This window comes from Pedosphaera parvula Ellin514, assembly GCF_000172555.1.
Classification (GTDB): Bacteria; Verrucomicrobiota; Verrucomicrobiia; order Limisphaerales; family Pedosphaeraceae; genus Pedosphaera.
The window spans coordinates 117,046-141,230 of the sequence record NZ_ABOX02000006.1 but is presented as its reverse complement, the minus strand read 5'-3'; the positions used below and the strand labels follow the sequence as shown (position 1 = coordinate 141,230).

Below are 24,185 nucleotides of genomic sequence, written 5' to 3'. Positions count from 1 at the left end.
GTAAAAATCTTAAGGAGTGAAACTGCGAATCAAAATTCTCTTCGTCCTGATTCCAGTAATCCTGCTTGGATTTGTCACTGTCTTTTTACCACACTCTGGCTCCAAGAGGGCCGTTGAAAATTATAAGCGGGAACTTCGCGCCAAAGGGGAGAAACTGACCTATCAAGAATTGATTCCGGCGACTCCACCACAAACCCCGAATGCTGCGAGAGTGTTCTTAAACGCGAACGGTATTTTTGTCTATGGTTCCAATACCGTTTCACCCATGCCGTTCATTGCCCCGGGACTTGCCGAGGTCGTCTCCCAGCAGGAATCTTTGGCTGCTGAGGGTCGGACAAACATCTGGCCGAGGTTGACCGCGGAGGTTAAGGCGAATCGGAACTCGCTCTTAAGTCTTCGCGAAATTCTCCAGGTTCCCGCACTGTACTACAATCTGGATTATTCCCAGGGACCAAATCTTCTTTTGCCACATCTGGCACAACTCAAGAGAGCCGAACAACTGGCATCAGGCTCCACTATTGTCGCACTGCACGAACGTGACTTTACCGATGCGTGGACCAATCTGATGTCATCAGTGGAATTGGTCAAAATCTACCAGACGGAACCAATAGAAATCAGCCATTTGGTCAAAATAGCCATGGCAAGAATCGCCATGTCCACAACCTGGGAAGCCTTACAATATAAACAGTGGAACGATGCGCAGCTTTCAGAACTGCAAGCAAGGTGGCAGAACATGGACATGTTCGGACCGGTGGAACATGCTTTCGCGATGGAGAGGGCCATCCGAATCGATACACTTAATCTGGCCAGAAAATCCTATGCCGCGCAGATGACTATCTTCAGCACTGGAGCGCCGAGGCCACAGCCAGACACACTAGGTGCAATGGCCACGGCCGTGATTGAACGTTATCCCAAATACTGGGCATGGAAGTGGACCGGGTCCTACGGGGAAGAGCTTTATCATATGAGAGTCTTGCAAGCCGTCCTGGAAAATTGCCGTGCTGTTAAAACAACAGGCGTTTTCATTCCAGCTCTCAGGGAATACGATAATACAATCACAAATCTCAACAAGGAGGTGGCCCGGATCAGCAAACATTTCCTATTAACACCGGGAGGTGATGATGGAATTTACAGAAAGTGCCTGATTAAATCTGCGGATGCGGAGACTGGCAGGCGTCTGCTCGTAACGGCCATTGCCTTGAAACGCTATCATCTACTAAATGGAACATATCCTTCAAAACTGCAAAACTTGATTCCAGAATTTCTTGAAAAGGTTCCCATCGATTTGATGGATGGAGAGCCTTTGCGATATCAAGTGAAACCGAACGGAGAATTTCTGCTTTATTCCGTGGGCGAGGATGGTGAGGACAATGGCGGAGATGCCACACCAACGGAACCGGCTTCAACCGTAAATAAGAATTGGCTGAAAGGGCGGGATGCGGTTTGGCCGCAACCGGCTACTCCGGAGGAGATTGAAGCATATAGAACAAATTCACCTTCCAAAAGCACCAGAGCGATAAAGAAGTAGCATTCCTCAGCCACTGCTGGCTTGCAGCCCCATCGGTTTCCCGTTAAAACAGCGCACCTTGAAAGCACTAATTGGTTCATTGATGACCTGGTACATGGCGCAGTTGGAAAGCTGGAAGTATCCACTGATCGTCCTGATGATGGCGGCTGAAAGCACCATCCTGCCTTTGCCGAGCGAGCTCATCATACCACCGGCGGCACATCTGGCTTATACCAAGGGCAACATGAGTGTGATCGGCATTGTGCTGGCCGGAACCTTCGGGTCGTGGCTGGGAGCTACCATCATGTATTGGGTGGCGCGAATCGGTGGCCGTCCACTATTGATGCGGTATGGACGTTACGCTATGATTTCGCCGGAGAAGATTGAAGGGGCGGAACGTTGGGCGACCAAGTTCGGGGCCATGGGTATTTTTGTTTCGCGATTGCTGCCAGTGGTCCGTCATTTGATTGGAATTCCAGCAGGTATCGTTCGGATGGATTACAAGCTGTTCTCGCTTTTTACCATTCTCGGTTCGGGAATCTGGTGCGCCATTCTCTGCTGGTTGGGCATCAGGATGGGAGAAGATAAAGAATTGATGCGCGGAGAATATCATCGCATCGCACTATGGGTTGCCGGAATCATGCTCGTGCTCGGCGGCATCTACTACTTCTTCGTGCATCGTCACATGAAGCAAAGCCCGGCAAAAAAGTAAGCGAACTCCCTTTAACCGGGAGATTATTCCTTAACCCGGATGAGCGTCTTCACGGCGCGATTGCCTGCGGTCATGGATTTGAACAAATCAGGCAATTGAGTAAGCGGGCATTCGCCACTGACGAAGTCTTCAGACCGGATGACTCCCTGCTCCACCAATTCCAAAGCCCGGCGAATAGCCTTGGGAGTGTGATGGAAGCTCGCCAGTAAAGTAAGATTGGAATAGTGAATCAGGGCAGTATCGAGCGACACACTTGTGCCGGAGGGACAACCACCAAAGAAATTCACGACACCGCCTTTGCGCACCAACTGGACAGCGGCTTCCCACACTTCAGGTTTGCCAACGGCCTCGATCACCACATCGAAAACGGATTCTGATTGGGATTTGATGGCCTGCACCAGATTGTCCTGATTGGCGATATCGATGACATGATCCGCACCGAGGCGGCGGGCAGCTTGCAAACGCACTTCTCCACGGCCGGCAGAAGTGACAATGCAGCCCGCATTTTTTGCCAGGGCCACGAACATCAAGCCGATCGGCCCGGCACCAATCACCAGGACTCGTTGGCCGGTGCGAAGCCGGCAATCTTCGACACCTTGAACGACACAGGCAAGCGGCTCGGTGAGGGCTGCATCCCGAAAAGGGGTTGAACCTTTCAGGCGCAACATGTTTTTCTGCACCAACCGGGTGGGAACGACGATGGATTCGGCATAAGCTCCGTTGAGGAAGAGAAGATCGTCACAAAGATTTTCCTGATTGTTTTGACAGTAAAAACATTGCCCGCAAGGAGCGGAATTGGCCACGACGACGCGGTCGCCATTGCACCACCCTTTGACGTCGGGATGGACTTCGCAGATCAGGCCGGCAAGCTCATGGCCAAAAACCGCCGGAGGAACAATCATCTTGGCATGATAGCCGCGCTTGAAAACCTTGAGGTCGGTGCCGCAAGTCAGGGCAGCTTCAATTTGGACGCGCACTTCACCTGACTTCAAAGCGATAGGAGCGATATCCTCAACTCGAACCTGTTCCTGCCCGTAAAGAACTGCTGCTTTCATCAAACATACTTTAGGGCAAATGAGAGCCGTTGAGCCAGCGGAATATGGAGATACCCCATTTGCGAACTGGACATTGGGAGCATAAATTTTAAGGACAATAATTCAGGAACAAACGGCGCTGAGAACGCCGTCGGAAGGAAAACATGAGAAAATTCGTGAACATCTCACCCCTCATCCTCGTTTGCACTTTCACCGTGCTTACCGGATGCGTAACCCGCGAAGTAGTTGTCAGGGAAAATGCCGCACCACCGCCGCCGGCTGCAGTGGTGGAAGAGCGCGGATTCAGACCGTATCCTACTGCGGAATGGGTGCCCGGCCATTACATTTGGCGGCATAACCGCTGGGTTTGGGTGCGCGGCTTCTGGCGCTGAGCCACCGGGCTGCCAAGGAGCAGGAATGAAAGTAGTGAAACCTACTTGCGCGGCCTGCTCTGCGGTTTCCTGGTGAAAATATAGATTGCGCCAACGGCAAGCAGCCCGAGAATAACAGACACCAAGATCCAGCGTTGCTTTAGCTGAGAGGCTGGAACAGCCTCGGTGGCAGCAACAGCAGGTTTGGATTCCAGAGCGGAAGACTGGGACTTGTTGGCCACTTTTAGAGAAGGATTGCTGGCTGCAGCTTTGGCTTCCTGCTCTTTCTCCTTGGCCAGAGCCAGGGCTTGGGCATCCGCCTTGATTTTGGCCACTTCCGCCCGCATGGCCTCCAGCTTTACCGGGTGCTTCTCCCATTCGATGCCATACTGGTGGTAACCGTCGTTCATGTACTCATAAACCTCCAAGCCATGCTGTTCACTCAGTTCGGGCTGGGGGATGCCGCTGTATTTCACGATGGCCTTGCGCCAGCTCTCAATCTCATCCCCTGGCGCATCGGCGGGCTTGGGGGTCTCACTATAGAGCTGCTTCAAAAGCGCGGCCGCCCCGCGCATGTTCTGGTAGGGATCATCCTTGAGCTCCTGCGGGTCCTTGCCGATCAATTTGGCGGCATCCAGGAGGCTGTGCCCAAAGTATTCATTATCCCAGAGGGACATGATCCCGTAGGGCCGGGGCATGCCCGTTTCCGGGGACACCGTCTCCCCGGGCGGCCACTGCAGGTGTTCCCACCGGGTTTCGGCAAAGGCAATGCCCGCCAGGACATCGGTGGGCACGCCAAACTCACTGGCCGCCTTTTCGAAGAGGGCCGGATAATTGGCATCCTTCATCCGCTGCGTGAACTCCGCGATGGCCTTCTCCCGCGCCAGATCCTCCGGGCTCCTGATCGGGGCGGAGTCTGCGGGAATGCCTGCCGGTGGTGGGGCGGAGACAGCGGCAGAAGGGTCGCCCTCAGCCCGCAGGAGATTGGGCAAAGTCAGACAAACCATTGCCAAGGCCAGGGAGGTGGATCGGCGTAACTCAATTTGCGGAAAAGGCTTCAATCTCATACTTATAAGTGACCAGGCTCATGAATGGTGACGCTTTAAGTTCCTGGTTGATTGATATTCTCAAGCAACCAGGTGCACGGAAATTCGATCATTGTTATAGCCTTACTGCTGAATTTATCAAGAGTTTAGGCAGCAATAAATCCCAACCTAAGGCCCCATCATCCTACCGGAATAACTCGAGGTGGCGGTGCTTTGACAAAACTGACTTCCCTTAAATAAATAGGTCGCAGGTTTTCGGCAGTCAGGAAGGACTTTTTAGCAGCCGCAAGCCGGCCAAGGTTGTTGGCGGAGGGAAACAGCACGGTTCCGTCCTTGAACCAACGGGTTACCTCGGGTCCAACGAGGATCTCGTTAGCTCCAAGCCGGACATTAACCTGATCCAGTGTTACAAGTCGCAAAGGCTCGATTTCCCGCCAACCGGTTGCGTTCACTTCGTAATTCGCCAGATAAAATTCATTTCTTTGGGCATCAATCACAATGTCCACTTTGCCAAAGATCGCTTTCTGTTGAGCCTCAAAAACCAGGCTCTCCACACTACTAACACCAGCCAGTTGAATTGGTCGCGCGAGTTGCCAACCCTGGGCGATGGCAATGGCCGCACGGATGCCGGTATAGGAACCGGGACCAATGCCGATGGCGAGGCACTCAATTTCCTCGCGCTGCATCCCGGCCTGTGCCAGCGCCTGTTCGATCAGCGCGAAAGCATGGGTTTCACGAGTCGCTGTTTCCATGGCCGCACCACGGACATTTTCATCCTCGAGCACCGCCACACTGCGTTGATCGGTGGAAAATTCAATGGCCAAAGTCTTCATAGGTAATGCGGCGCCCGGTTTCCGTGATTGATTCCAGTCGGACCTGGCGCAGATGTGTCCCCTTGGCGGCCTGGGCGAGGAAGTCGGCTGGTGCCAAAAACCAACGCTCGGCCCATTCGATTACCGAAACACCTGCGGGATGGAAATATTCCTCCAATCCGGCAGCAATGATCTGGTCCGGTGTTTCCAATCGATAAAGGTCCAGGTGAAAAAGAGGTAATCGACCACCGCCATACTGATTCAGCAAGGCGAAGGTGGGGGAATGCACCCGATCCGATATTCCCAAGCCGCGGGCGATGCCTTTGGTCAATTGGGTTTTGCCCGCTCCCAAGTCTCCGGACAGCGCGATGACCAGTCCACTTTTTGCATCCCGCCCCCAACTTTCGCCGAGGGCAATTGTTTCAGCGGGACTATTTGAGATGAACGTAGCCATGGGCAGTTAACGGACGAATACCTTGCTTGTCCCGGAGGTTGATTCCTTCACCAGCAGTGACTTTGCCAATGCAGCTCAATTTCACCTTGGGAAACTGATGCTTCCAGCCATCCAGCAAAGGCACCGCATCTTTGCTTGCAATCGTGAAGAGCAACTCAAAATCCTCACCATCGGTAAGCGCTGCCAGCAGAGGAGGCTTGGCAGAGCTCTCCGCCTTGGATGCCAGTTTGGCTTCGCGGCTGACGGGAATGGCCGAAGCCATCAATTCACTGCCTACATGGCTGGCTTTCAACAAATGACGCAAATCGCCCGCGAGACCATCACTCAGATCAATCATGGAATGAATGGCAAAATGGTCTCGCAGCCAGTGAGCTTCCGTCAGACGCGGTTCAAAATCCAGGTGCTTGCCGCTGATCGAACCACCCAATTCGCCGGTGACGAAAATGGCATCTCCGGCCAAGGCTCCAGAACGGAAGATACATTTTTCCCGTTCCACCGTGCCCAGCAGGGAAATGGAGATCAATATCCGCTCGGGATTGGTGGTGGTTTCCCCGCCCGCGATGGAAACGTCAAATTTACGCGCGAGTTCGCCCAGGCCGGCATAGATACCTTCGACATAATCCAAATCATAATGCCGAGGCAAGGCGAGAGTAATGAGGGCGGAATTAGGCGTACCGGCCATGGCAGCGATGTCACTAATACAACGGCCCAGCGCCTTGCGTCCGACTTTTTCAGGAGGTGTTTCGCTGGTAAAATGAAAACCTTCCACCACGGCGTCGGTTTTGAACAAGACCAGGCGGTCGGGAATTCCCAGATCCAAAACAGCACAATCATCTCCCGCACCGGTAACCAGCGATTTATTAGCTGGAAGCGAGCGGGTCAACTTTCCAATCAGCTCAAATTCGTTCATGTCGAAAACTAACTATCTGTTGTGGCAACGCCAAATCAAGCAGGTTGATTTAAAATCGCGATAACACCGATCGTATTGAACAAGCCGTGCGCGATAATGCATGCCAGAAGATTGTCCGTTTTTTCATAAAGCCAGGTCAGGACCATGGCAAAAACCGTCAAGGGGATGAAAATGGGCAGATTGGCGTGGATGGCCGCAAAGGCCAGAGAGGTTGACCATAAAGCGATGGACGTGCCGCCATATTTTTTAATTGTAGGATAAAGAATGCCGCGAAACAGACATTCTTCCGCGACCGGAGCCATTATGGTCGCGAAAAAAGCCAGATAAACACGCGCGCCCATGGAGTTAGCCTTTTGCAAACTGAGAACTGCCTCCTGAGAGGCAGATTTGTAGTGAACCAATTGCAGAAGGTTTACTGAGACCAGTTGCAATAAATAGCCGATGGGAAGAAACAGCAGCCCCACGGCCAATCCCCAAGCTATCACCCTGGGCAAACCCTGTCTAAAAAATCCAAAAGCCTCGGTCCATGATATCCCTTGCCAGCGAATAAAGTAAGCGATTCCCACGAGGATTGAGCCTTGTAAACTCAAAGTGCCCACAAGAAAATAGGGCAGGGAATTTTCCTCAAACTTGCGATGCAATACGACTTGTTGCAACAGGGTTGAGATAAACAAGATCGTACAGACGCATGTAAAGATGCCGAACACCAGCCGGAGAACGGCATCTACTTTCCATGGTCTCTCAGACAACATGGAGCAAAGCTATAACATGGCCGAGGGTGGTGACCATGGAAAAAATTCGAAGGATGTTTGCTTTGCCCTGCGCGTATGAAGGGATTATGGTTTGGAAGTGGCTTTTAAACAATTCGCCGCCATTGGCTGCTCGCTGGTTCTTTTGCAAGGAATGGCTGCGTGTGGCAATGATTTAAAGAACGTTCAGCCTCAGATTATTGTGACAACCAAATCCGCAGTCCATACTCACACCAACCGCCTCGCTCGCGAGAAGTCGCCCTACCTGTTGCAGCACCAGTATAATCCAGTGGACTGGTATGGCTGGGGGGAAGAGGCCTTTGCCAAGGCGCGCAAAGAGAACAAACCCATCTTCCTCAGCATCGGCTACTCCACCTGCCATTGGTGCCATGTGATGGAACGGGAGTCTTTTGAAAAGGAGGAAATCGGGAAGTATCTAAACGAACATTTCGTCAGCATCAAGGTGGACCGGGAGGAAAGGCCGGACGTGGATAAAATCTACATGACCTTCGTGCAATCCACTTCCGGACAGGGGGGCTGGCCGTTGAACTGCTTTTTGACCCCTGACCTGAAGCCGTTTTACGGCGGCACGTATTTCCCCCCCGAGAGCAAATATGGGCGCCCGAGTTTTCTGGATTTATTGAAGCACATTAACCAGTTGTGGGAGACGCGACATGGCGACGTGACCAATTCTGCCGTGCAACTGCACGAGCAACTGGCACAGATGACGGCGAAGGAGACGACCAATGGCCTGGCTTTAACGCAAGCCGTTCTGAACAAGGCCGCAGGTCAGCTCAAGGAGATGTACGATTCGCGAAATGGAGGCTTTGGCGATGCGCCGAAATTCCCTCAACCGAGCCAGCCAGCCTTCCTGCTGCGATACGGCGTGCATTCCAATGATCAGGAAGCGATTGCCATGGTGCTCAACACCTGTGACCACATGGCGCGTGGAGGCATTCATGATCAGATTGGCGGCGGATTTGCGCGCTATGCGGTCGATGCCAAGTGGTTGGTGCCGCACTTTGAGAAAATGTTGTATGACAATGCCCAGTTGGTGAACCTGTATCTGGACGCCTATCTGGTGAGTGGTGAAACCCGTTACGCTGATACCGCGCGGGATGTGATTGGTTATGTTCTAAGGGACATGACCCATGCGGAAGGCGGATTTTACTCCGCGGAAGATGCCGACAGCGAAGGCAAGGAAGGCAAGTTCTATTGCTGGACACGAGTGGAATTGGCCAAATTGCTGACCCCGGAGGAATTCAATGTGGCGGTGAAATATTTTGGGATTACCGAGGGAGGAAACTTTGTAGACCACAGCGATCCTGAGCCGCTGCCGAACCAGAATGTTCTGAGCATCGTCGATTCCAACCTGCCCAGGGCGGACGAGCCTTTGCTTCAGTCAGCGAAGCAGAAAATGTTTGCCGCCCGCAGCAAGCGGGTAAGACCACATTTGGATGATAAGATTCTAGCCTCCTGGAACGGACTGATGCTCAGCGCCATTGCTCGCGCTTATGCGGTCCTGGGAGATAAAGAGTATCTCACCGCAGCGGAACACAATCTGTCTTTTTTACAGAGCAAACTTTGGGATGCCAAAACCAAAACTCTCTATCATCGTTGGCGCGATGGTGAGCGGGATACCGCGCAACTCCATGAGACCTACGCCTTTCTTTTGAACGGAGTCGTGGATCTTTACGAAGCAACTCTCGATCCCAGGCATCTGGAATTTGCGATTTCCCTGGCGGATGCGATGATCGCGAAATTCTACGATCCAGCAGAAGGAGGTTTTTGGCAGAGTGCAGGCGCGCCGGACCTTATTCTTCGCATCAAGGAAGATTACGATGGCGCAGAACCTTCTGGAAATTCCGTTGCCACGCTGACTCTTTTGAAGCTGGCGGCGATCACTGACCGTGCCGATTATCGGAAAGCGGCAGAAGGAACGATGCGATTATTTGCGGATCGACTGCAACGGTTTCCGCAAGCAGTTCCCTATATGTTGATGGCCGTGGATTTTTCACTGCAGGAACCCAAACGAGTCGTGATTGCAGGTAATCGGGCCGAGCCCGAAGCTCAAAAGCTATTGCGTGCAGCCCATTCCGTGTATCAACCGGCCAAGGTGGTTCTGGGGAACGTGGGACCCGTCGAGGAGTTTGCCAGGACTTTACCGGCGAAACAGGGAGCGACTGTTTATATTTGCACCGCCAAGGCCTGTCAGGCTCCAACCAGCGACGCGGCCAAGGTCAAACAATTGCTCAAATAAGAGAGCAAAACCAATCCGAGATCAGATGTAGTACATCTTGCCTTTGTCGACACTCTGATCCAGCAACTGCTGGAAATTGATCGACTCGGCAGCTGCATCGACAGCCTTCTGAAGTTTTTGCCAGGCCGCGCGCAATTCCGGGGGACATAGAGGATCACTCAGTGCCGGGGAATCAAACACCTGGCCATGGACGCAACGGAGAACGTCGGCCATGGAGATTTCGGCAGGTGGGCGGGCGAGCAAATAGCCACCTTCCTTGCCGCGAAGGCTCTTGACGATTTGTTGAGACTTAAGCTCGATTAAAATTTGAACCAGATAATTGGGTGGAATTCCCTGCCCCTCCGCCAAATCTTCCACCCTCAGGGATTCACCAGTTTGATAATGACGGGCCAACCCGATTACAGCACGTGCAGCATAATCACTCTTAGCGGAAAGCTTCATACTGGCACCTTATGCAGAGGATGGCGAATCCGCAATAGAAACTGTACGGAAAATGACAATTGTTCAATGTCTGCCAACTCCAGAGTTACTCCGGGGTTATTCCAGAAAGAACCGTGCCGGGTCATAAGTTAAAATGCACTGCACCATTATGAGGTATGAGAAGGTTTCCTTGTTCCCACTTTTTTTGGCAAAAGTTCGGGTTGAGGAGTTGGAGTGCTCACAGGCTTGGACTCGAAGCCATACATCTTGAGAAACTCATCCGTGGGCGCTGCAATGCGAATTTGACGCTTTTGGAAAGGATCCCAATAAATGAGCTTTATCGCCCGGAGCGCAATAATTTGGGCTCCCTTCGAAGCAGCTGCGGGAGCATTCCCGTAAAGTGGATCGCCGACGATGGGATGGCCGGAGGCCGCAAGATGAACCCGAATCTGGTGGGTGCGACCCGTCATGGGTTGAGCCTCAACCAGCGCTTTATCCTGCAGGGTTTGGATGACGCGGAAGTGAGTTTCAGCGTCCTTGAGTTCAGCTTGAGGGCCGCGCGGATCGGATTTGGGGAGCGGCTTACCGGGAGTGACAACCTGCATCTTTCCCTTCACGACCGGGTCGGCAATCAATGGGAGTTTGCAGGTCCACTCGGATTGCTTTGGTATCCCTTGAACCACTGCCAGATAAAACTTTTCCACGCTCCGCGTCTCGAATAATTCACCATAAGCCCGCAAGGCCCCGAGACTTTTGCAGAGCAACAGCACCCCGGTCGTTTCCGCATCCAACCGGTGAACATAGCGCAGGAATTTGATATTTCGGGAATGAGCCCAGAAATCCCCGGCATTCAGGGAGGACTGCAAAGCAAGTTGGAGATTGCGACCCGTTTTATCCCATGAGTCCGGAGCCAGCATCCAACCGGCAGGCTTGTCCACGGCCAGGACCGATCGATCCTCATAGAGAATCGGAATGAGAGTTTTGCCGTTATTTAATTCGATGTCTTTTGGTTTAGCCACTGAATGGAACCCTTACAGATGTTAAGCAACTTCCGGTTGCGATGCAGCGCATCGTTGAACCACACCACTTTGTACCAGCATTAACGCTTCAGTCCTAGAAATAAGATGACGAGATCAATTACGAAAAGCAGCACGATGGTGGATTCCAAAATCAACATCCAGCGATTGTTCTGGTCATGCTTTAGCAATTGGTAGAGATCGTCGAGCGTCTTCAGCTTGCCATCAATGGAGCGGTGCCAATCGCCGAGATGGAAACGGGCGGAAATGTTTTCGTAAACGCGCGCCAGATGCCAGTCACCAAAGAATTTGGTGATGTTCGAGAGTTCGTCATTGAATCGGGCGAGGTCGATTCGTATGTCGCGGAGTTCGCGTAAAATGTCCGCCCGGGTGCGGGCGCGATGCTCGCTCAAATCACGATAAGAGCGCTCCAGAGCTTCATCCAGCATGCGATCGTAGGCTTCCAACTCAGCCAACTGCAGATTCGCCAACTCCATTACATAAAGCGTTTCATCAAAGTTTTCCGATTCGTCAACAATGAGGGCGGCATCCCAATCAACCACCACAAGATCATGCTCATAGTAGCTGAGATAGCGCTGCGTGGATTCTTCCGCTTCCTGTTTGGAGAGGTGCTCGATGTCCGGCTCCTGGGTCAGCAAGGAAGCCACTTCGCGACGTTGGGAGCGAAGCCAATCCTCGGCACTCAGTGAGGCGCCATCAATTGTAAGCAGCGGGGATTTGATGCAAAAAACGGTGTATGCCTCTTCCGGCGCGAGTTGGGCCACGGGCCGGATCAGATAAGGTTTTAATTCACGACGAATCTCCTCGGCCAAGTGGCGCACTTCTTCCTGCAACACACCATTTCTAAATTCGAGATCGTGGTAATCCACCAAATCTTCCACACGCGACACGGAAAAGGGAACGCGAACAAGAATGCTAATGGCACCCACCGGCAGAATCTTCACCACCCGCTCCATACGCACGGCGCCATGTGGTCCGAGTCGTTCCAACGGAGGGAGGCGAACCATTTGTGGTTTGTAAAAAAACAAATGACGAGGGCTGCGCTTGCTTGAATCCACCACAAATTGTGCCACCGGTTGGCCCAACAATTCCCGGATCGGTTGGCGCGACATGTCATAAGCAACATCGAACGCGTACAAGTAAACCACTTCGCCCACATATTGCTTCACCTGGTTAAGGGAAGCCTTGAGTTCGACTGGTTTAATATTTTGAGCGGGAGAGATCATGCCAACACATTGAAAATACCCCACGGCTGAACCGAAGTCCACGCAAGCAGCAGAACTGGGAACGAATCAACGTTTCTATTTGAACTACAGGCAGTTATAGAATTGATGGTTAAAAACCAGCATAGGTTAGCAAAAATTAGTTTGGGGTGTAGTGGAAATTAGTTTGGGGTTCTTACCCCATTCCCATTTTAATCGTTTTGAACCATCGTCGCGCCATAGCTTTATAGCCCAACCTCCTATGAGATTATGAGCCAACCTCTACGTGTATTGGTCGTTGAAGATTCTGACAACGATGCGCAGTTGATGCTTTGGGAGCTTAAAAGAGGCGGCTACCAACCGTATGCTTTCCGGGTGGACAATCCGAAGGAGATGGAATCCGCTTTGGAACGGGAGGAATGGGACATTGTCATTTCAGATTATGTCATGCCTGGTTTCACCGGTTTGGACGCACTAAAGCTTTTTACGAAGCGGGGCCTGGACATTCCCTTTATCATTCTCTCAGGGCACATTGGAGAAGACATTGCCGTGCTCGCCATGAAGTCCGGAGCGCATGATTATATCATGAAGGACAAGATGGCGCGCCTGGTGCCGGCGGTTGAGCGTGAATTGAGGGAAGCCGCCGTCCGCAAGGCCCGCCGGGAATCAGACCGCGCGCTCAGGGAAAGCGAGGAGCGCTTCCGTCAACTCACCGAGAATATTGACGTCGTTTTCTTCATGTTTGATCAGTCCGGCAAAGAGGGGCCAAGCCGAACCTTATATACCAGCCCGGCTTATGAACACATATGGGGTCGCTCCAGGGAAAGGCTCAAGGAGGATAGTCGCGCCTGGCTCGTCGCCGTGCATCCCGACGATCAGAAGCAGATTCTGGAAGATGTTCCCCAGATGGAACGAGGCGAATTCAATGGAGAGTTTCGGATTATTGATGGCAATGGCAATATTCGCTGGATTCAATATCGAAGCTTTCCCGTGTTGAATGAGCAAGGCCAGTTGTATCGCGTTGCCGGGATCGCTGAAGATATCACGAAACGCAAGGAAGCGGAACATAAGCTCGAAAGAAACGCGCAGGAACTTTCCCGGATGGTGCATGACCTGAGGTGCATTGACGAGCAGTTACGCGCCCGGAATCGGGAAATCTCACAGGCCCGCGAGGAACTTGAACGCAGGGTTCACGAACGCACGATCGACCTGACGGTGGCCAATGCTGAACTACAGTGTCAAATTCATGAGCGGACCCGCCTGGAAAAGGAACTTCTGGAAATCGCCGAAAAGGAAAGACGGCGTATTGGTTTCGACCTGCATGATGATCTGAGCCAGAAGTTAATGGGCATTTCATTCATGCTTAAGGCTTTGGAAACCAAGGCCTCGAACAAGGAACTTCCCAAAGTGGCGGATACGCGGAAAATTCAGGAATTAATCAACGAGGTCATCAACCACACGCATAATCTCGCCCATAATTTCAGCACCCTGGATTCACAAGGGGGCGATCTGGCTTTGGAGTTGAAGGAACTGGCTGGCAACGTGAAAAAGATGTTCCAAATTTCCTGTCACTTTAGCAGCTCCGGACCATTACCGACGCTGCAACCCAATGCCACGGTGCAACTTTATAAGATTGCGCAGGAAGCAGCGAGCAACGCCATCAAACATGGCCGGGCGAAGAATGTTTGGATTTCGATCACCGCCCACGAAGACAAGCTGGTTTTGACAATTCGAAACGATGGGGTCCCCTTCCCGGTCACCACCGGTCCCAGCGATCGCATGGGATTACGCATTATGAATTCGCGCGCGAGCATGATTGGCGCTTCGTTGGATATTCGTGCGAACGGGGAGAATGGCACCCTGGTGTCCTGCCAACTGCCCCTGAACCATGATTGTAAATCAACAAAGGTCGAGTCGAACCCATCACTTTCCGTTCTCTCCAACCGTTTCAGGGAAAGGCAGCTTGCGGGCGTTGGAATGAGTGCAAAAAAAGAAGAGAGCCTTATTTGATTCAGACAGTTCGGAAAAGCCAGGCCCACCAAGTTCCTCAGCAAGGGCATTAATTAAATGCTTCCAGCCGGACTTTAGTGAGGAGTGGAGCCAATGGTCGGGATTGAACCGACGACCTACGGTTTACGAAACCGTTGCTCTACCACTGAGCTACATTGGCTTAAACACCTGGCTGCAAGAGTTTGCAGCAAGTTATTGTTCATGGCCGCAGAAGGGTCTCTGCCGACTCATGTCTAATGACAGATAATAAGCTCTCTTGAAAACCGGAGACAAGTAATTTTCTCGTAATCGTAAATTTGATGTCCTGTCCGGTCTGAGTCCTGGGGCTGAATTCCATGGGGAAATTTAGAGTTTTCCGCCAATTCGGCAGTAGAATACCCCATAGGCAAGTTCATTATTCCTACCATAATCGATAAGCGACGAAAGTTCCCCAGGAGCGCTGTTGACAGGGCATCTGTAGGAGCTCTTAACAAACATTCAATCTCATTGAAAAATTTTATGGCCAGAAGATCCATTTTTTGCATTGCTCAAACCGATAGCCAGGCAGTTGAAATTGTGAACCAACTCAAGACGGCCGGCTTTCAACATGATGACATTTCGGTGCTTTTTCCCGACAAACAGGGGAGCAGAGATTTTGCACATCAACAACAAACGAAGGCACCTGAAGGAGCTGTAACCGGAGCCGGCACCGGGGGCGCATTGGGCGGTGCACTCGGCTGGCTGGCCGGAATCGGCGCGCTGGCCATTCCAGGCATAGGACCATTCATAGCAGCCGGACCGCTCATGGCGGCTCTGAGCGGCGCAGCCGTGGGCGCGACGTTGGGAGGAATTACCGGGGCGCTGATTGGAATGGGCATACCGGAATATGAAGCCAAGCGTTATGAGGGGAAAATCCGCAGCGGAAACATTTTAATTTCGGTCCACACCGATTCCAGTCGCAATGCCGACAAGGCAAAAGCGATTTTCGAAAATGCTGGCGCTGAAGACATTGCCTCAGCCGGTGAAGCTGCACCCAAAACCAAAGGCAGAAAAGAAGGAGCAGCAGAGCGCGAGGAGATGAAACCTCGTTTGCGGAAAGTCACTACTCAGGCGGTTTCAGGCGGCTCCGAAATTGCAGGTTCTGCCACCAGCAAAACTGCGACTGGAGTTCCTCCCGTCATTATTGCCTCCACCGCCACCAACAATGGCAAAGAAGTAGCAATGCCTGAACTGACCCGGGAAGAAATCGCGATTCGGGCGCAGGAGATTTACGTCAATACTGGAATGCAACCAGGGCGCGACGTTGAGAACTGGTTGGAAGCTGAGGCTCAGTTGAAGGCAGAAAGACGGGCGAACAAAAAGCAGCGAGCACCCCGCTAAATTCCCTGGTAGATTTTTTACCTTGTCCTGTCTTCTTTATGGTTGAGAGGCAACTCTCAACCATTTTTTTAGGATATCTCCCCACACCTGGATCTTGCGGAAACCGGGCCTCCCCTGCTCTCCTTTTCCAGATAAGTATTGGCAAAAAAAGCGGGGCTGCCGTAACAGCAGCCCCGCTCTGGTTTAATTTTTCAGAGGTGAACGGGCAAATTATAATTGCCCGCCCGTTGATTATTCATTCAGCAGAATGATGCGGTAGAAGCGCTGGGGCACATCTTGCGGCACATTCAACGAAGCTGTTGAACCGGTGGCGAGAACGTCCGGCTTAATGTCGGTCCAGGTCGCATCCGCAAGACTGCTCTTGTATTGGACGCGATAGAGTTTACCGGAGCTCGCAGGCCAGGTCAGCGCTGTCCCACCACTGACGGACAGCTTCATGCTGCCGGTAGGAACGGGCGCCGGGGCGATGCGTTGAGCGGGCGCTGGATCATTCACCACGATAACGGTGATGGTCTTCGAATCCGACTTGGGAATACCACCATTGGTGGGTTCATCCGTTACGAAGATGGTCATCGCGTTGGTCCCCACATCGGTGGAGGCTGGAGTCCAAGTGAACGCCCCCGTAGCCTGATCAATGCTGGCTCCGGCCGGGGAATCCGCATCCAGTGCGAAGTCAAGGACTTGAGCTGGAAGATCGGCATCCGTGGCGGTAGCCGTGAAGGCAAGGGTGCTGCCCACGTTGACGGTGAACACATTGGCCAGATTGGAACTGGTCACCACCTGGAAATTATCCAGATAGATCGTGTAAGCACCCGTGCCACCGGTGGGAACCAGGGCGAGTTCTTCAAGCACGCCTTTGCCCGTGGAGGATTGGAGCACTCCATCGCCACTGCCCAAGGCGGCTGTGATTGCCTCGGTTGGCAGGTTGAATGTAAGTGTCGTCCAGGTGTTGGCCGGGACGGTATGAGTCGGAATTGGAGCGCTGCCATTTTTGCCGGAAACGCCCACCCATTCCAAGGTGCCCGTGGTGCCACCATCCGCCCCGATGGCGGCCGAAGTACTGGTTTCACGAACGCCTATGCCAACCTGCAAGGCCTTGGTGGTATAGATGTCGAACTTCAAGGTCTGATTGAAGTCGATGGTTGGGTTGCCAAGTTTGGTGGTGTTCTGAGTGTCCAAACGCAGCCACTGATTGCTGGTGGTGGTGTTAAAGCCCCAACCCGCTTGGAGCACATTTGAACTCGAGTGACCCACCGGGAAGCTGGTGGTCACAGTGGTGTAGTTTGTGGAAGAATCCAGGAACGATGAGGTTGTGCTGGAATTCGCCGGACGATTAAACATCACGTACTCATTGGGAGTATTGTTCGTGAAGCTTTCGTAGTCGGCGATGGTCTTCGTAATGGCACCATTCGGGAGCGTCAGGACTGGTGCAGCGTTGGAAGGTGCCACGATCAGCACTACTGTTTGCTCGTCATAGAGTGGCGGAGTGCCATTGTCCGTCACGCGGATGGTTGCCGAGTTCGTGCTCGCACCTCCTGAAGGAGTATAGGTAAACACGCCCGTGCTCGAATCGATGCTCGCACCGCTGGGCACGGTGCCGGTCAGACTGAAGGTAAGCGTGTTGGTTGGGATATCATCATCTTCGCCGGTGGCCGTGAAGGAGATGGTTCCACCTGAGGAAACTTCAACCGCCTGATCAGGCAGTCCGCCCAAACGAGGAGGAGTATTCATCGCGTTCACCACGACGATGAGGTTCTTGGTATCGCTCAGATTCGGAGTTCCGTCATCCGTCACGATAACAGGAATTACATTCGTCCCATTGTAATTCGGCGTTGCAGTCCAGGTGAACAAACCGCTGATAGGATCAATGACTGCATTGGTTGGCGCAGTGACACCGAGGCTGTAGGTGAGGTTGTTCGCCGGCACGTCGCTGTCCGTGGCGGAGTTCTGAACGGTAATAGTGTCGAGAGTGTTCAGCATCAAATTGGTGCTGATATTCACGACCTGAAAATCGTCCAGGTAGAGGTTGTAAGTCCCCATGCCACCAGCCGGCACCAGGACCAGGTGCTCGAGCACACCCTTGCCGGAGGCAAGCACTCCGTTTCCGGAACCAGGGAAGGCAGTGACAGGCTCGGCTGGCATGTTGAATTCCAGCGTCGTCCAGTTACTGGCCGTAACGGTGCGAGTTGGTTGTGGCTGACCGCCGATGTTATTGGTAACGCCAACCCACTCCAACGCACCGGTAATGCCGCCGTTGTCGCCAACCGGCACACCTGTTCCTGTTTCGCGAACACCCAAGCCAACACGCAGGTCTTTGTCAGTCCAGACTTTGAAGCGAACGCGCTGGCTGAAGTCGATGGTTGGATTTGGATCGGAATAGGTGTTGGTGTAACCGCTGGTTGTGTAGGTGGTCAGGCGGACCCATGGATTCGTTGTGCCGGTCTTGAAGGCCCATTGAACGTGCAGTGTTTGCAGGCTGGTGTTCACATCGAAGTCCGGATAATTGGTCGAGACTTCTGTCATGGGAGTAACAGCAGGGTCGACGAAGGCCGACGTGCTGCCAGAGTAATTTGCCACACGGAACATGACCGTTCCGCTATCAGCCCCAGGATCCTCGGTTTCGAAGTCATCAATGAGTGTGACCATCGTGCCGCTCGTTCCAAGGCTAAGCACTGGAGCGGTGTTCACTTCATTCACAGTGACATTGAAGTTTTGGGTGGCGAACAGGCTGGGTGAGCCGTTGTCGGTCACACGCACTGTGATTGGATAGACGTTCGGACCCTGGGCTTCAGTTGGAGTCCAGGTGATGGCACCGGATGAAGAGTTAATCGTCATACCTGTTGGAGCACCTGGATCAAGACTGTAGGTCAAAGTGTTCGCGGGAACATCGCTGTCACTGCCAGAGGCAGTGAGGCTGAGAGTGCTGCCTTCGTTGATTGTCTGGTCTGAAATGACAGCCAGAGTCGGAGCGGTGTTCACTTCCTTGACGGTAACAGTGATGGTTTCGAAGTCACTCAGTGCAGGCGAACCATTATCAGTCACGCGGACCGTGATGGTGTTGGTGCTTGGACCTTGAGCCTCGGTCGGAGTCCAGGTGAATGCACCGCTGGCTGAGTTAATGCTGGCACCAGCAGGCGCACCAGCATCGAGACTGAAGGTTAGGGTCTGCCCGACATCAACGTCCGTCGCTGAAGCTGTGAATGTCAAAGCAGTGCCTTCGTTGACAGTCTTGCTGCCAATTGCTGCAAGGACTGGCGGATTGTTGCCCGTGCCGGTTACGGTGACTTTGATCATTTCGCTATCAGCGACTCCGAATTGGTCGGTCACGATAACAGTGATTGGGAAGGTGCCCAGCTGACCTGAAGTGGGCGTCCACGCAAATTTGCCGGTCTTTCCATCGATGGTTGCACCTGACGGAGCGTTGCTCAGGCTGTAGGTCAAGGTGTTCTGAGCCACCACGGCGAAGTTATCGAGATAAACCGTGTAAGCGCCGGAGGCATTGGCAACCGCGCCGAGTATCAGGTGTTCCAAGACCCCTTTGGCTTCACTCACCTTGCCGTCACCAGTGAAGGCGGCCTGCGGTTCAAACGGGATGTTGAGGGAGAGCGTGGTCCAGTTGCTGGCTGCAATTTGATGGCTGGCGAGAGGAGCACCGCTTACAACGTTGGTAACGCCGGCCCAATCAATGGTTCCAGTCGTGCCGCCGTTTGCGCCATAGGCAGCGGCTGTGCCGGTTTCACGGAAACCGACGCCGACTTTCAGCGCCTTGGTCGAGTAGATGTCGAATTTAATAATTTGAGCGCCATCAATGGTCGGGTTCATCACGAAAGGAGGATTGAAGGTATTCAACCGCACCCAAGGATTCGTCTGTCCGGTCTTGAAGCCCCAACCGACCTTCATAACGCGAGTGCCGGTATGGCCAGTCGGGAAGGTGGAAGTAACCGTCGTATAATTTGTCGAAGTATCCTGGAAGGCACTGGTTGTGCTGGAGTTGGAAGGACGATTGAACATCACGTTCTCGTTGGGGGTGTTGTTCGTAAAGCTTTCAAACGTTTGCCAGGTCGTGGTAACCACACTTTGATTGGGATCGGTGGCTGTGGCAGTGAAGGTCAGCGCATTGCTAACCGCGATGGTTTTGTCACCAATGGCAGCCAGGACCGGAGGAGCATCTGGAGTCTGCACGCTGGCGACACTGGTGTAACCCGAGTTGCCATTCGCATTGTAAGAGCGAACCCGGTAATAATAAGTGGTGAGAGCTGTGAGACCGGTATCAGTGTAAGTGCTGACGCCAGCGGCGTTGGTGCCAATCTGGGTGAAAGGTCCGGCGGCAGCGGTGCCTCGCTCGACCTTGAACCCTGCCTGGCTGCTGGAATTGTCGGTCCAGTTCAAGTTGATCTTGTCATAAGTTGCGCCACGAACGGCAGTCAACGCGCTTGGAGCCAGGGGAGCAGTGATATCATTCCCAACATTCGAGAAGGTCGAGTTACCCGCAGTATTATAAGAACAAACCTTGTAGTAATACTGGGTGTTTCCAAGCAAGCCAGTGTCGGAATAGCTCACCACGTTGATTCCGACAGTACCGACCTGGGTAAAGTTGATGTTATCGGTGGAGCGGAAAATTTTGAAACCATCTTCATTGCCGGCACCTTGAGTCCAGGTCAGGTTGATTTGACTCGAGGAAACCTCAGTCGCCACCAAAGCGCTGGGAGCGCCGGGGATGGTGTCCTTGGTGGTGGCATTGGCAACGCTTGAATAGCCGGAATTGCCGGAGGCATTATAAGCGCGCACGCGGAAGTAGTAGGTGTTTCCCGATCCGAGACTGCCAGCCGTGTAGGTGACTACATTGGCGCCCACGGTGGCAATCTGCGTGAAGGGGCCACCGGAGGCAGTGGCGTCTTCTATTTTGAAACCGGTTTCAACGGAGGAATTATCCTTCCAGGTCAGCTTGATCTGGCTGGCAGAAACAGTCGTCGCGGCCAGGGTGCTGGGTGCGGAAGGGACGGAGGAAGTGCCGAGAACCACATTCATCAACTTCGTCCAGTTCCAGTATGGGCCGGGATCGGTGTGCGAATTGCAGTTGGGATCAATGCCGAAATTAGCAGAAGCATAGGTTCTCCAGGCGGAACTTTGCCAGGCGTTGTGGCCGACGATATGATTGCGGTCCTTGGCAATTCCGTAATGATCACAAAGATGCCGTTGTAGCAATCCGGAAGAGTTGTACATGGCATCGGTGTACCAGGCAGGATTGCTGGCAAAACCCTCATGTTCTGTGCCTGCACAGTAATGATTCCAACAGAGCACATGCCAGGCATAATAAGCTTCGCGCACCATTTGTGTTACTTCGCCGGCGGGATAGTCAGTGGAGCTGTCCTGCTTGCCGTTGACGCAATAATGAACGCTGGCCTGCGTGCTGGAACGCTGGAAATAGGAAATGGTGGAAGCATAATAACCTTCCATGTCATGGATAACCACGAACTTGTGACCATAACCTGATGTGCTCCAATGGCCGGAATAGGCCTGCCGCCAAACTGCCGGGCCGTAGTCAGTACTTGCGGTTACCATGTTCGCACATGATGCGCCAATGAACATGGGGACCAACAACTTTAACCAGGCCGGATTACGGGTTTGACTGTAACTGACGTGCTTATGGTGGGTTTTCATTTTGTTACTTTCTGATCTGTTCCCGATTGGGAGTTTTCTACTGCTGGACATCAGATATTTAACCTAATCACTGTCTTCTATTAAATTAAAAGTTAAAGGCCTTGGAACGGCTTCGGCCCGGTTTACTGCCACTTATCACTCCGGATGCTTCAGTGTTGAAGCGAGTTGAAAAAACTTTTGTGAAACTGCGACGAATTGCGCCTGTTACATTTACATTTTTCCGCACTTGGCGCTTTTTTTTATTACAGATGAAGCATTAATAAAAACGTTTCCTGGTGCAGTCTTCAAGAAGAAAATTGTTACGAATTAAAGACTTGCAGTTACTACAACAGGATTGAGGTCAGATACAGGCAGGAACGCCACCTACATTTTTTGGCGCCCCTGCCCGCATTTTCGAGTTAATTATTGAACCCATTTGACGGCGTCGGCAACGACTACGCCCGCAGCGGCTGTCCAGCAGGATACTTTGATGTAATTGGCACCAGAGTTCATGGTGTACGAGCCTTGATTGACCCACTGCCCCCCGGTTATCTGCTGATTAACGTCCTCGGTATGATCGCCAGCAGAGGTGGAGATGATGAACGGAGTGGAGGACGAACGATTTGCGCCTTCAGGATACCAGACGTACACCGTCCATGTGCCAGCGGACGGCAGGCTGGTGGAGAAGGTCGCTGCATCGCTGAGCGAGGCATTGCTGCGGTAACGATAATCAGCGCCATATTTGTCCGTGGCAGAGGTGCCGGTGGCCCAGTTGGCTGAGGTACTGAAACCAGCGTCTGCATTATCCACCACGATGGTGGTGGTGGTGGGATTGACGATGCTCATCAGCTTGTTCCAATCCCAATATTGGCCGGGATCGGTGTGGGAATTGCAGGTGGTGTCGATGCCGAAGTGAGCAGAGGCATAGGTGCACCAGGCGGCATTCTGCCATTCATCGTGGCCGACGATATGATTGCGGTCCTTGGGAATGCCGTAATGATCACAGAGATGGCGTTGGAGCAGGCCGGAGGTGTTGTACATCGCATCGGTATACCAGGCAGGATTGCTGGCAAACCCTTCATGCTCAGTTCCGGCGCAGTAGGTATTCCAACAGAGGACGTGCCAGGCATAATAGGCTTCCGATACCATCTGGGTGAGTTCACCGGCTGGCGCATCAGTGCCGGTATCCTGCTTGCCGTTGACGCAGTAGTGGATACTGGCCTGAGTTCCTGATTGTTGGAAGTAGGAGATGGTGGAGAGGTAATAACCTTCCATATCATGGCAGACCACAAATTTGTGACCATTGCCTGAGGTGTACCAGTGGCCGGAGTAGGCCGGATTCCAGATGGCTGGAGCGTAATCACTGCTGGCATTAGCTGCGGTTGTGCCTGCAACAATGCCCGCGGCGAGCACTATTGATTTTGGGATGTTGTTCATTGGCTTTATCTTTCGGTTAGTTGGGGTTTTTTGGGGATTCCGTTACTTCACTTCCTGCTCGAAATATCCTTCGGCCGTAAGGCGAAGTAGATGACTACAACCAATGCTAAAATTCCTAGAGCCGCCCCCCAAATCATCCAGGAAGGCTTGGTGGAAGGTGTGCTGGCGGCTACCTGCACCGCAGCACCTGATTGGGCTTTAGGAGCTTCATTATTTACATTCTTTTTGGCCAGGGCCGGGATCAGCTTAGCATCCTTTTCCTGCTGCTCTTTCTCCCTGGCCAGAGCCAGGGCTTGGGCATCCGCCTTGATTTTGGCCACTTCCGCCCGCATGGCCTCCAGCTTTACCGGGTGCTTCTCCCATTCGATGCCATACTGGTGGTAACCGTCGTTCATGTACTCATAAACCTCCAAGCCATGCTGTTCACTCAGTTCGGGCTGGGGGATGCCGCTGTATTTCACGATGGCCTTGCGCCAGCTCTCAATCTCATCCCCTTGGGCATCGGCGGGCTTGGGCGTCTCACTATAGAGCTGCTTCAAAAGCGCGGCCGCCCCGCGCATGTTCTGGTAGGGGTCATCCTTAAGTTCCTGCGGGTCCTTGCCGATCAGTTTGGCGGCATCCAGGAGGCTGTGCCCAAAGTATTCATTATCCCACAGGGACATGATCCCGTAGGGCCGGGGCATGCCCGTTTCCGGGGACACCGTCTCCCCGGGCGGCCACTGCAGGTGTTCCCACCGGGTTTCGGCAAAGGCAATGCCCGCCAGGACATCGGTGGGCACGCCAAACTCACTGGCCGCCTTTTCGAAGAGGGCCGGATAATTGGCATCCTTCATCCGCTGCGTGAACTCCGCGATGGCCTTCTCCCGCGCCAGATCCTCCGGGCTCCTGATCGGGGCGGAGTCGGCGGCAGAAGGAGGTTGGCCGACTGCGGGAGTTTCAGCAGAAAGTTGAGCGCGACTGAGATTTGTGGCTGCCAAGGCGAGCAAGATGAGGAGAGAAAAAGAGGGTAGAGAGGGGAAATGCATAAACAAGCCATCCGGTGTGTGACCTTTTGCAGCAGTTAACCTGTGCACAGGCATATAGTCAGTCGTGGTGGAATCTGCCTGATTGGAACACGAAATGAGGGAGGTTAGAATTACATGTTAATGTAAGTGGTGTCCTACAAAGCAAGTTCGCAACCAAAGAGTTACACGTCTGTTACATGTCTGTTACACGTCTAAAAAGC

General features: G+C 52.9%; 18 protein-coding genes and 1 tRNA gene. 6 read left to right on the top strand and 13 right to left on the bottom strand.

Annotated features, from left to right (window positions below):
* Positions 1-16 precede the first annotated feature (16 nt).
* The gene (locus CFLAV_RS06710; protein ID WP_007413910.1) at positions 17-1,528 is read left to right on the top strand and encodes a hypothetical protein; all 1,512 of its coding nucleotides are present in this window, start codon (positions 17-19) and stop codon (positions 1,526-1,528) included.
* Positions 1,529-1,586: 58 nt separating this feature from the next.
* A complete protein-coding gene (locus CFLAV_RS06705) occupies positions 1,587-2,219 on the top strand; it encodes a DedA family protein (protein WP_150107305.1) in 633 nt (210 codons plus the stop codon).
* Between the two features lie 23 nt (positions 2,220-2,242).
* Here the strand turns inward: CFLAV_RS06705 and CFLAV_RS06700 are convergent, their stop codons facing one another.
* Positions 2,243-3,274: a zinc-dependent alcohol dehydrogenase gene (locus CFLAV_RS06700; RefSeq protein WP_007413908.1), complete on the bottom strand. Its 1,032-nt coding sequence runs from the start codon at positions 3,272-3,274 to the stop codon at positions 2,243-2,245.
* Between the two features lie 143 nt (positions 3,275-3,417).
* Here CFLAV_RS06700 and CFLAV_RS06695 point away from each other — a divergent pair, with 143 nt between their 5' ends.
* Positions 3,418-3,645 carry a YXWGXW repeat-containing protein gene (locus CFLAV_RS06695; protein WP_007413907.1) on the top strand — a complete coding sequence of 76 codons (228 nt, stop codon included), beginning with the start codon at positions 3,418-3,420 and terminating at the stop codon, positions 3,643-3,645.
* A gap of 41 nt (positions 3,646-3,686) precedes the next feature.
* Here CFLAV_RS06695 and CFLAV_RS36420 read toward each other — a convergent pair whose 3' ends face one another.
* The 5 genes from CFLAV_RS36420 to CFLAV_RS31970 all read right to left on the bottom strand — a co-directional run bounded on the left by CFLAV_RS36420 (position 3,687) and on the right by CFLAV_RS31970 (position 7,598).
* A complete protein-coding gene (locus CFLAV_RS36420) occupies positions 3,687-4,691 on the bottom strand; it encodes a transglycosylase SLT domain-containing protein (RefSeq protein WP_007413906.1) in 1,005 nt (334 codons plus the stop codon).
* Positions 4,692-4,849: 158 nt separating this feature from the next.
* On the bottom strand, positions 4,850-5,503 hold the full coding sequence (tsaB, locus tag CFLAV_RS06685) for a tRNA (adenosine(37)-N6)-threonylcarbamoyltransferase complex dimerization subunit type 1 TsaB (RefSeq protein ID WP_007413905.1): 654 nt from the start codon (positions 5,501-5,503) through the stop codon (positions 4,850-4,852).
* A complete protein-coding gene (tsaE, locus tag CFLAV_RS06680; protein WP_007413904.1) occupies positions 5,484-5,936 on the bottom strand; it encodes a tRNA (adenosine(37)-N6)-threonylcarbamoyltransferase complex ATPase subunit type 1 TsaE in 453 nt (150 codons plus the stop codon). Before tsaE ends, tsaB begins: the two co-directional genes overlap by 20 nt.
* On the bottom strand, positions 5,914-6,846 hold the full coding sequence (locus tag CFLAV_RS06675; RefSeq protein ID WP_007413903.1) for a thiamine-phosphate kinase: 933 nt from the start codon (positions 6,844-6,846) through the stop codon (positions 5,914-5,916). The genes tsaE and CFLAV_RS06675 overlap by 23 nt, the downstream gene beginning before the upstream one ends.
* 35 nt (positions 6,847-6,881) lie before the next feature.
* Positions 6,882-7,598 carry a CPBP family intramembrane glutamic endopeptidase gene (locus tag CFLAV_RS31970; RefSeq protein WP_007413902.1) on the bottom strand — a complete coding sequence of 239 codons (717 nt, stop codon included), beginning with the start codon at positions 7,596-7,598 and terminating at the stop codon, positions 6,882-6,884.
* 97 nt (positions 7,599-7,695) lie between these two features.
* Between CFLAV_RS31970 and CFLAV_RS06665 the strand changes: the two genes are divergently transcribed.
* Positions 7,696-9,855: a thioredoxin domain-containing protein gene (locus tag CFLAV_RS06665; RefSeq protein WP_202796854.1), complete on the top strand. Its 2,160-nt coding sequence runs from the start codon at positions 7,696-7,698 to the stop codon at positions 9,853-9,855.
* A 21-nt stretch (positions 9,856-9,876) separates the two neighbouring features.
* Here the strand turns inward: CFLAV_RS06665 and CFLAV_RS06660 are convergent, their stop codons facing one another.
* The 3 genes from CFLAV_RS06660 to CFLAV_RS06650 all read right to left on the bottom strand — a co-directional run bounded on the left by CFLAV_RS06660 (position 9,877) and on the right by CFLAV_RS06650 (position 12,538).
* Complete coding sequence (locus CFLAV_RS06660) at positions 9,877-10,296, bottom strand: RrF2 family transcriptional regulator (protein ID WP_007413900.1); 420 nt, start codon at positions 10,294-10,296, stop codon at positions 9,877-9,879.
* Positions 10,297-10,442: 146 nt separating this feature from the next.
* On the bottom strand, positions 10,443-11,294 hold the full coding sequence (locus tag CFLAV_RS31965) for an RluA family pseudouridine synthase (protein ID WP_007413899.1): 852 nt from the start codon (positions 11,292-11,294) through the stop codon (positions 10,443-10,445).
* Between the two features lie 80 nt (positions 11,295-11,374).
* Complete coding sequence (locus CFLAV_RS06650) at positions 11,375-12,538, bottom strand: hypothetical protein (RefSeq protein WP_007413898.1); 1,164 nt, start codon at positions 12,536-12,538, stop codon at positions 11,375-11,377.
* A gap of 246 nt (positions 12,539-12,784) precedes the next feature.
* Here CFLAV_RS06650 and CFLAV_RS31960 point away from each other — a divergent pair, with 246 nt between their 5' ends.
* Positions 12,785-14,524, top strand: coding sequence for a hybrid sensor histidine kinase/response regulator (locus tag CFLAV_RS31960; RefSeq protein WP_007413897.1), 1,740 nt, complete (start codon positions 12,785-12,787; stop codon positions 14,522-14,524).
* An 85-nt stretch (positions 14,525-14,609) separates the two neighbouring features.
* Here CFLAV_RS31960 and CFLAV_RS06640 read toward each other — a convergent pair.
* Positions 14,610-14,684, bottom strand: a tRNA-Thr gene (locus CFLAV_RS06640).
* Positions 14,685-15,022: 338 nt separating this feature from the next.
* Here CFLAV_RS06640 and CFLAV_RS37830 point away from each other — a divergent pair.
* Entirely contained in the window at positions 15,023-15,883 is an 861-nt protein-coding gene (locus CFLAV_RS37830; RefSeq protein WP_007413896.1) for a DUF2934 domain-containing protein, read from the top strand.
* Between the two features lie 231 nt (positions 15,884-16,114).
* On the opposite strand, the gene CFLAV_RS31955 is transcribed toward CFLAV_RS37830, so the two are convergent.
* The 3 genes from CFLAV_RS31955 to CFLAV_RS36415 form a co-directional block, all read right to left on the bottom strand.
* Positions 16,115-21,544, bottom strand: a complete 5,430-nt coding sequence (locus tag CFLAV_RS31955) for a putative Ig domain-containing protein (RefSeq protein ID WP_007413895.1) — start codon at positions 21,542-21,544, stop codon at positions 16,115-16,117.
* A gap of 402 nt (positions 21,545-21,946) precedes the next feature.
* On the bottom strand, positions 21,947-22,960 hold the full coding sequence (locus tag CFLAV_RS06620) for a golvesin C-terminal-like domain-containing protein (RefSeq protein ID WP_007413894.1): 1,014 nt from the start codon (positions 22,958-22,960) through the stop codon (positions 21,947-21,949).
* Between the two features lie 47 nt (positions 22,961-23,007).
* Entirely contained in the window at positions 23,008-24,039 is a 1,032-nt protein-coding gene (locus CFLAV_RS36415) for a transglycosylase SLT domain-containing protein (protein WP_007413893.1), read from the bottom strand.
* Positions 24,040-24,185 lie beyond the last annotated feature (146 nt).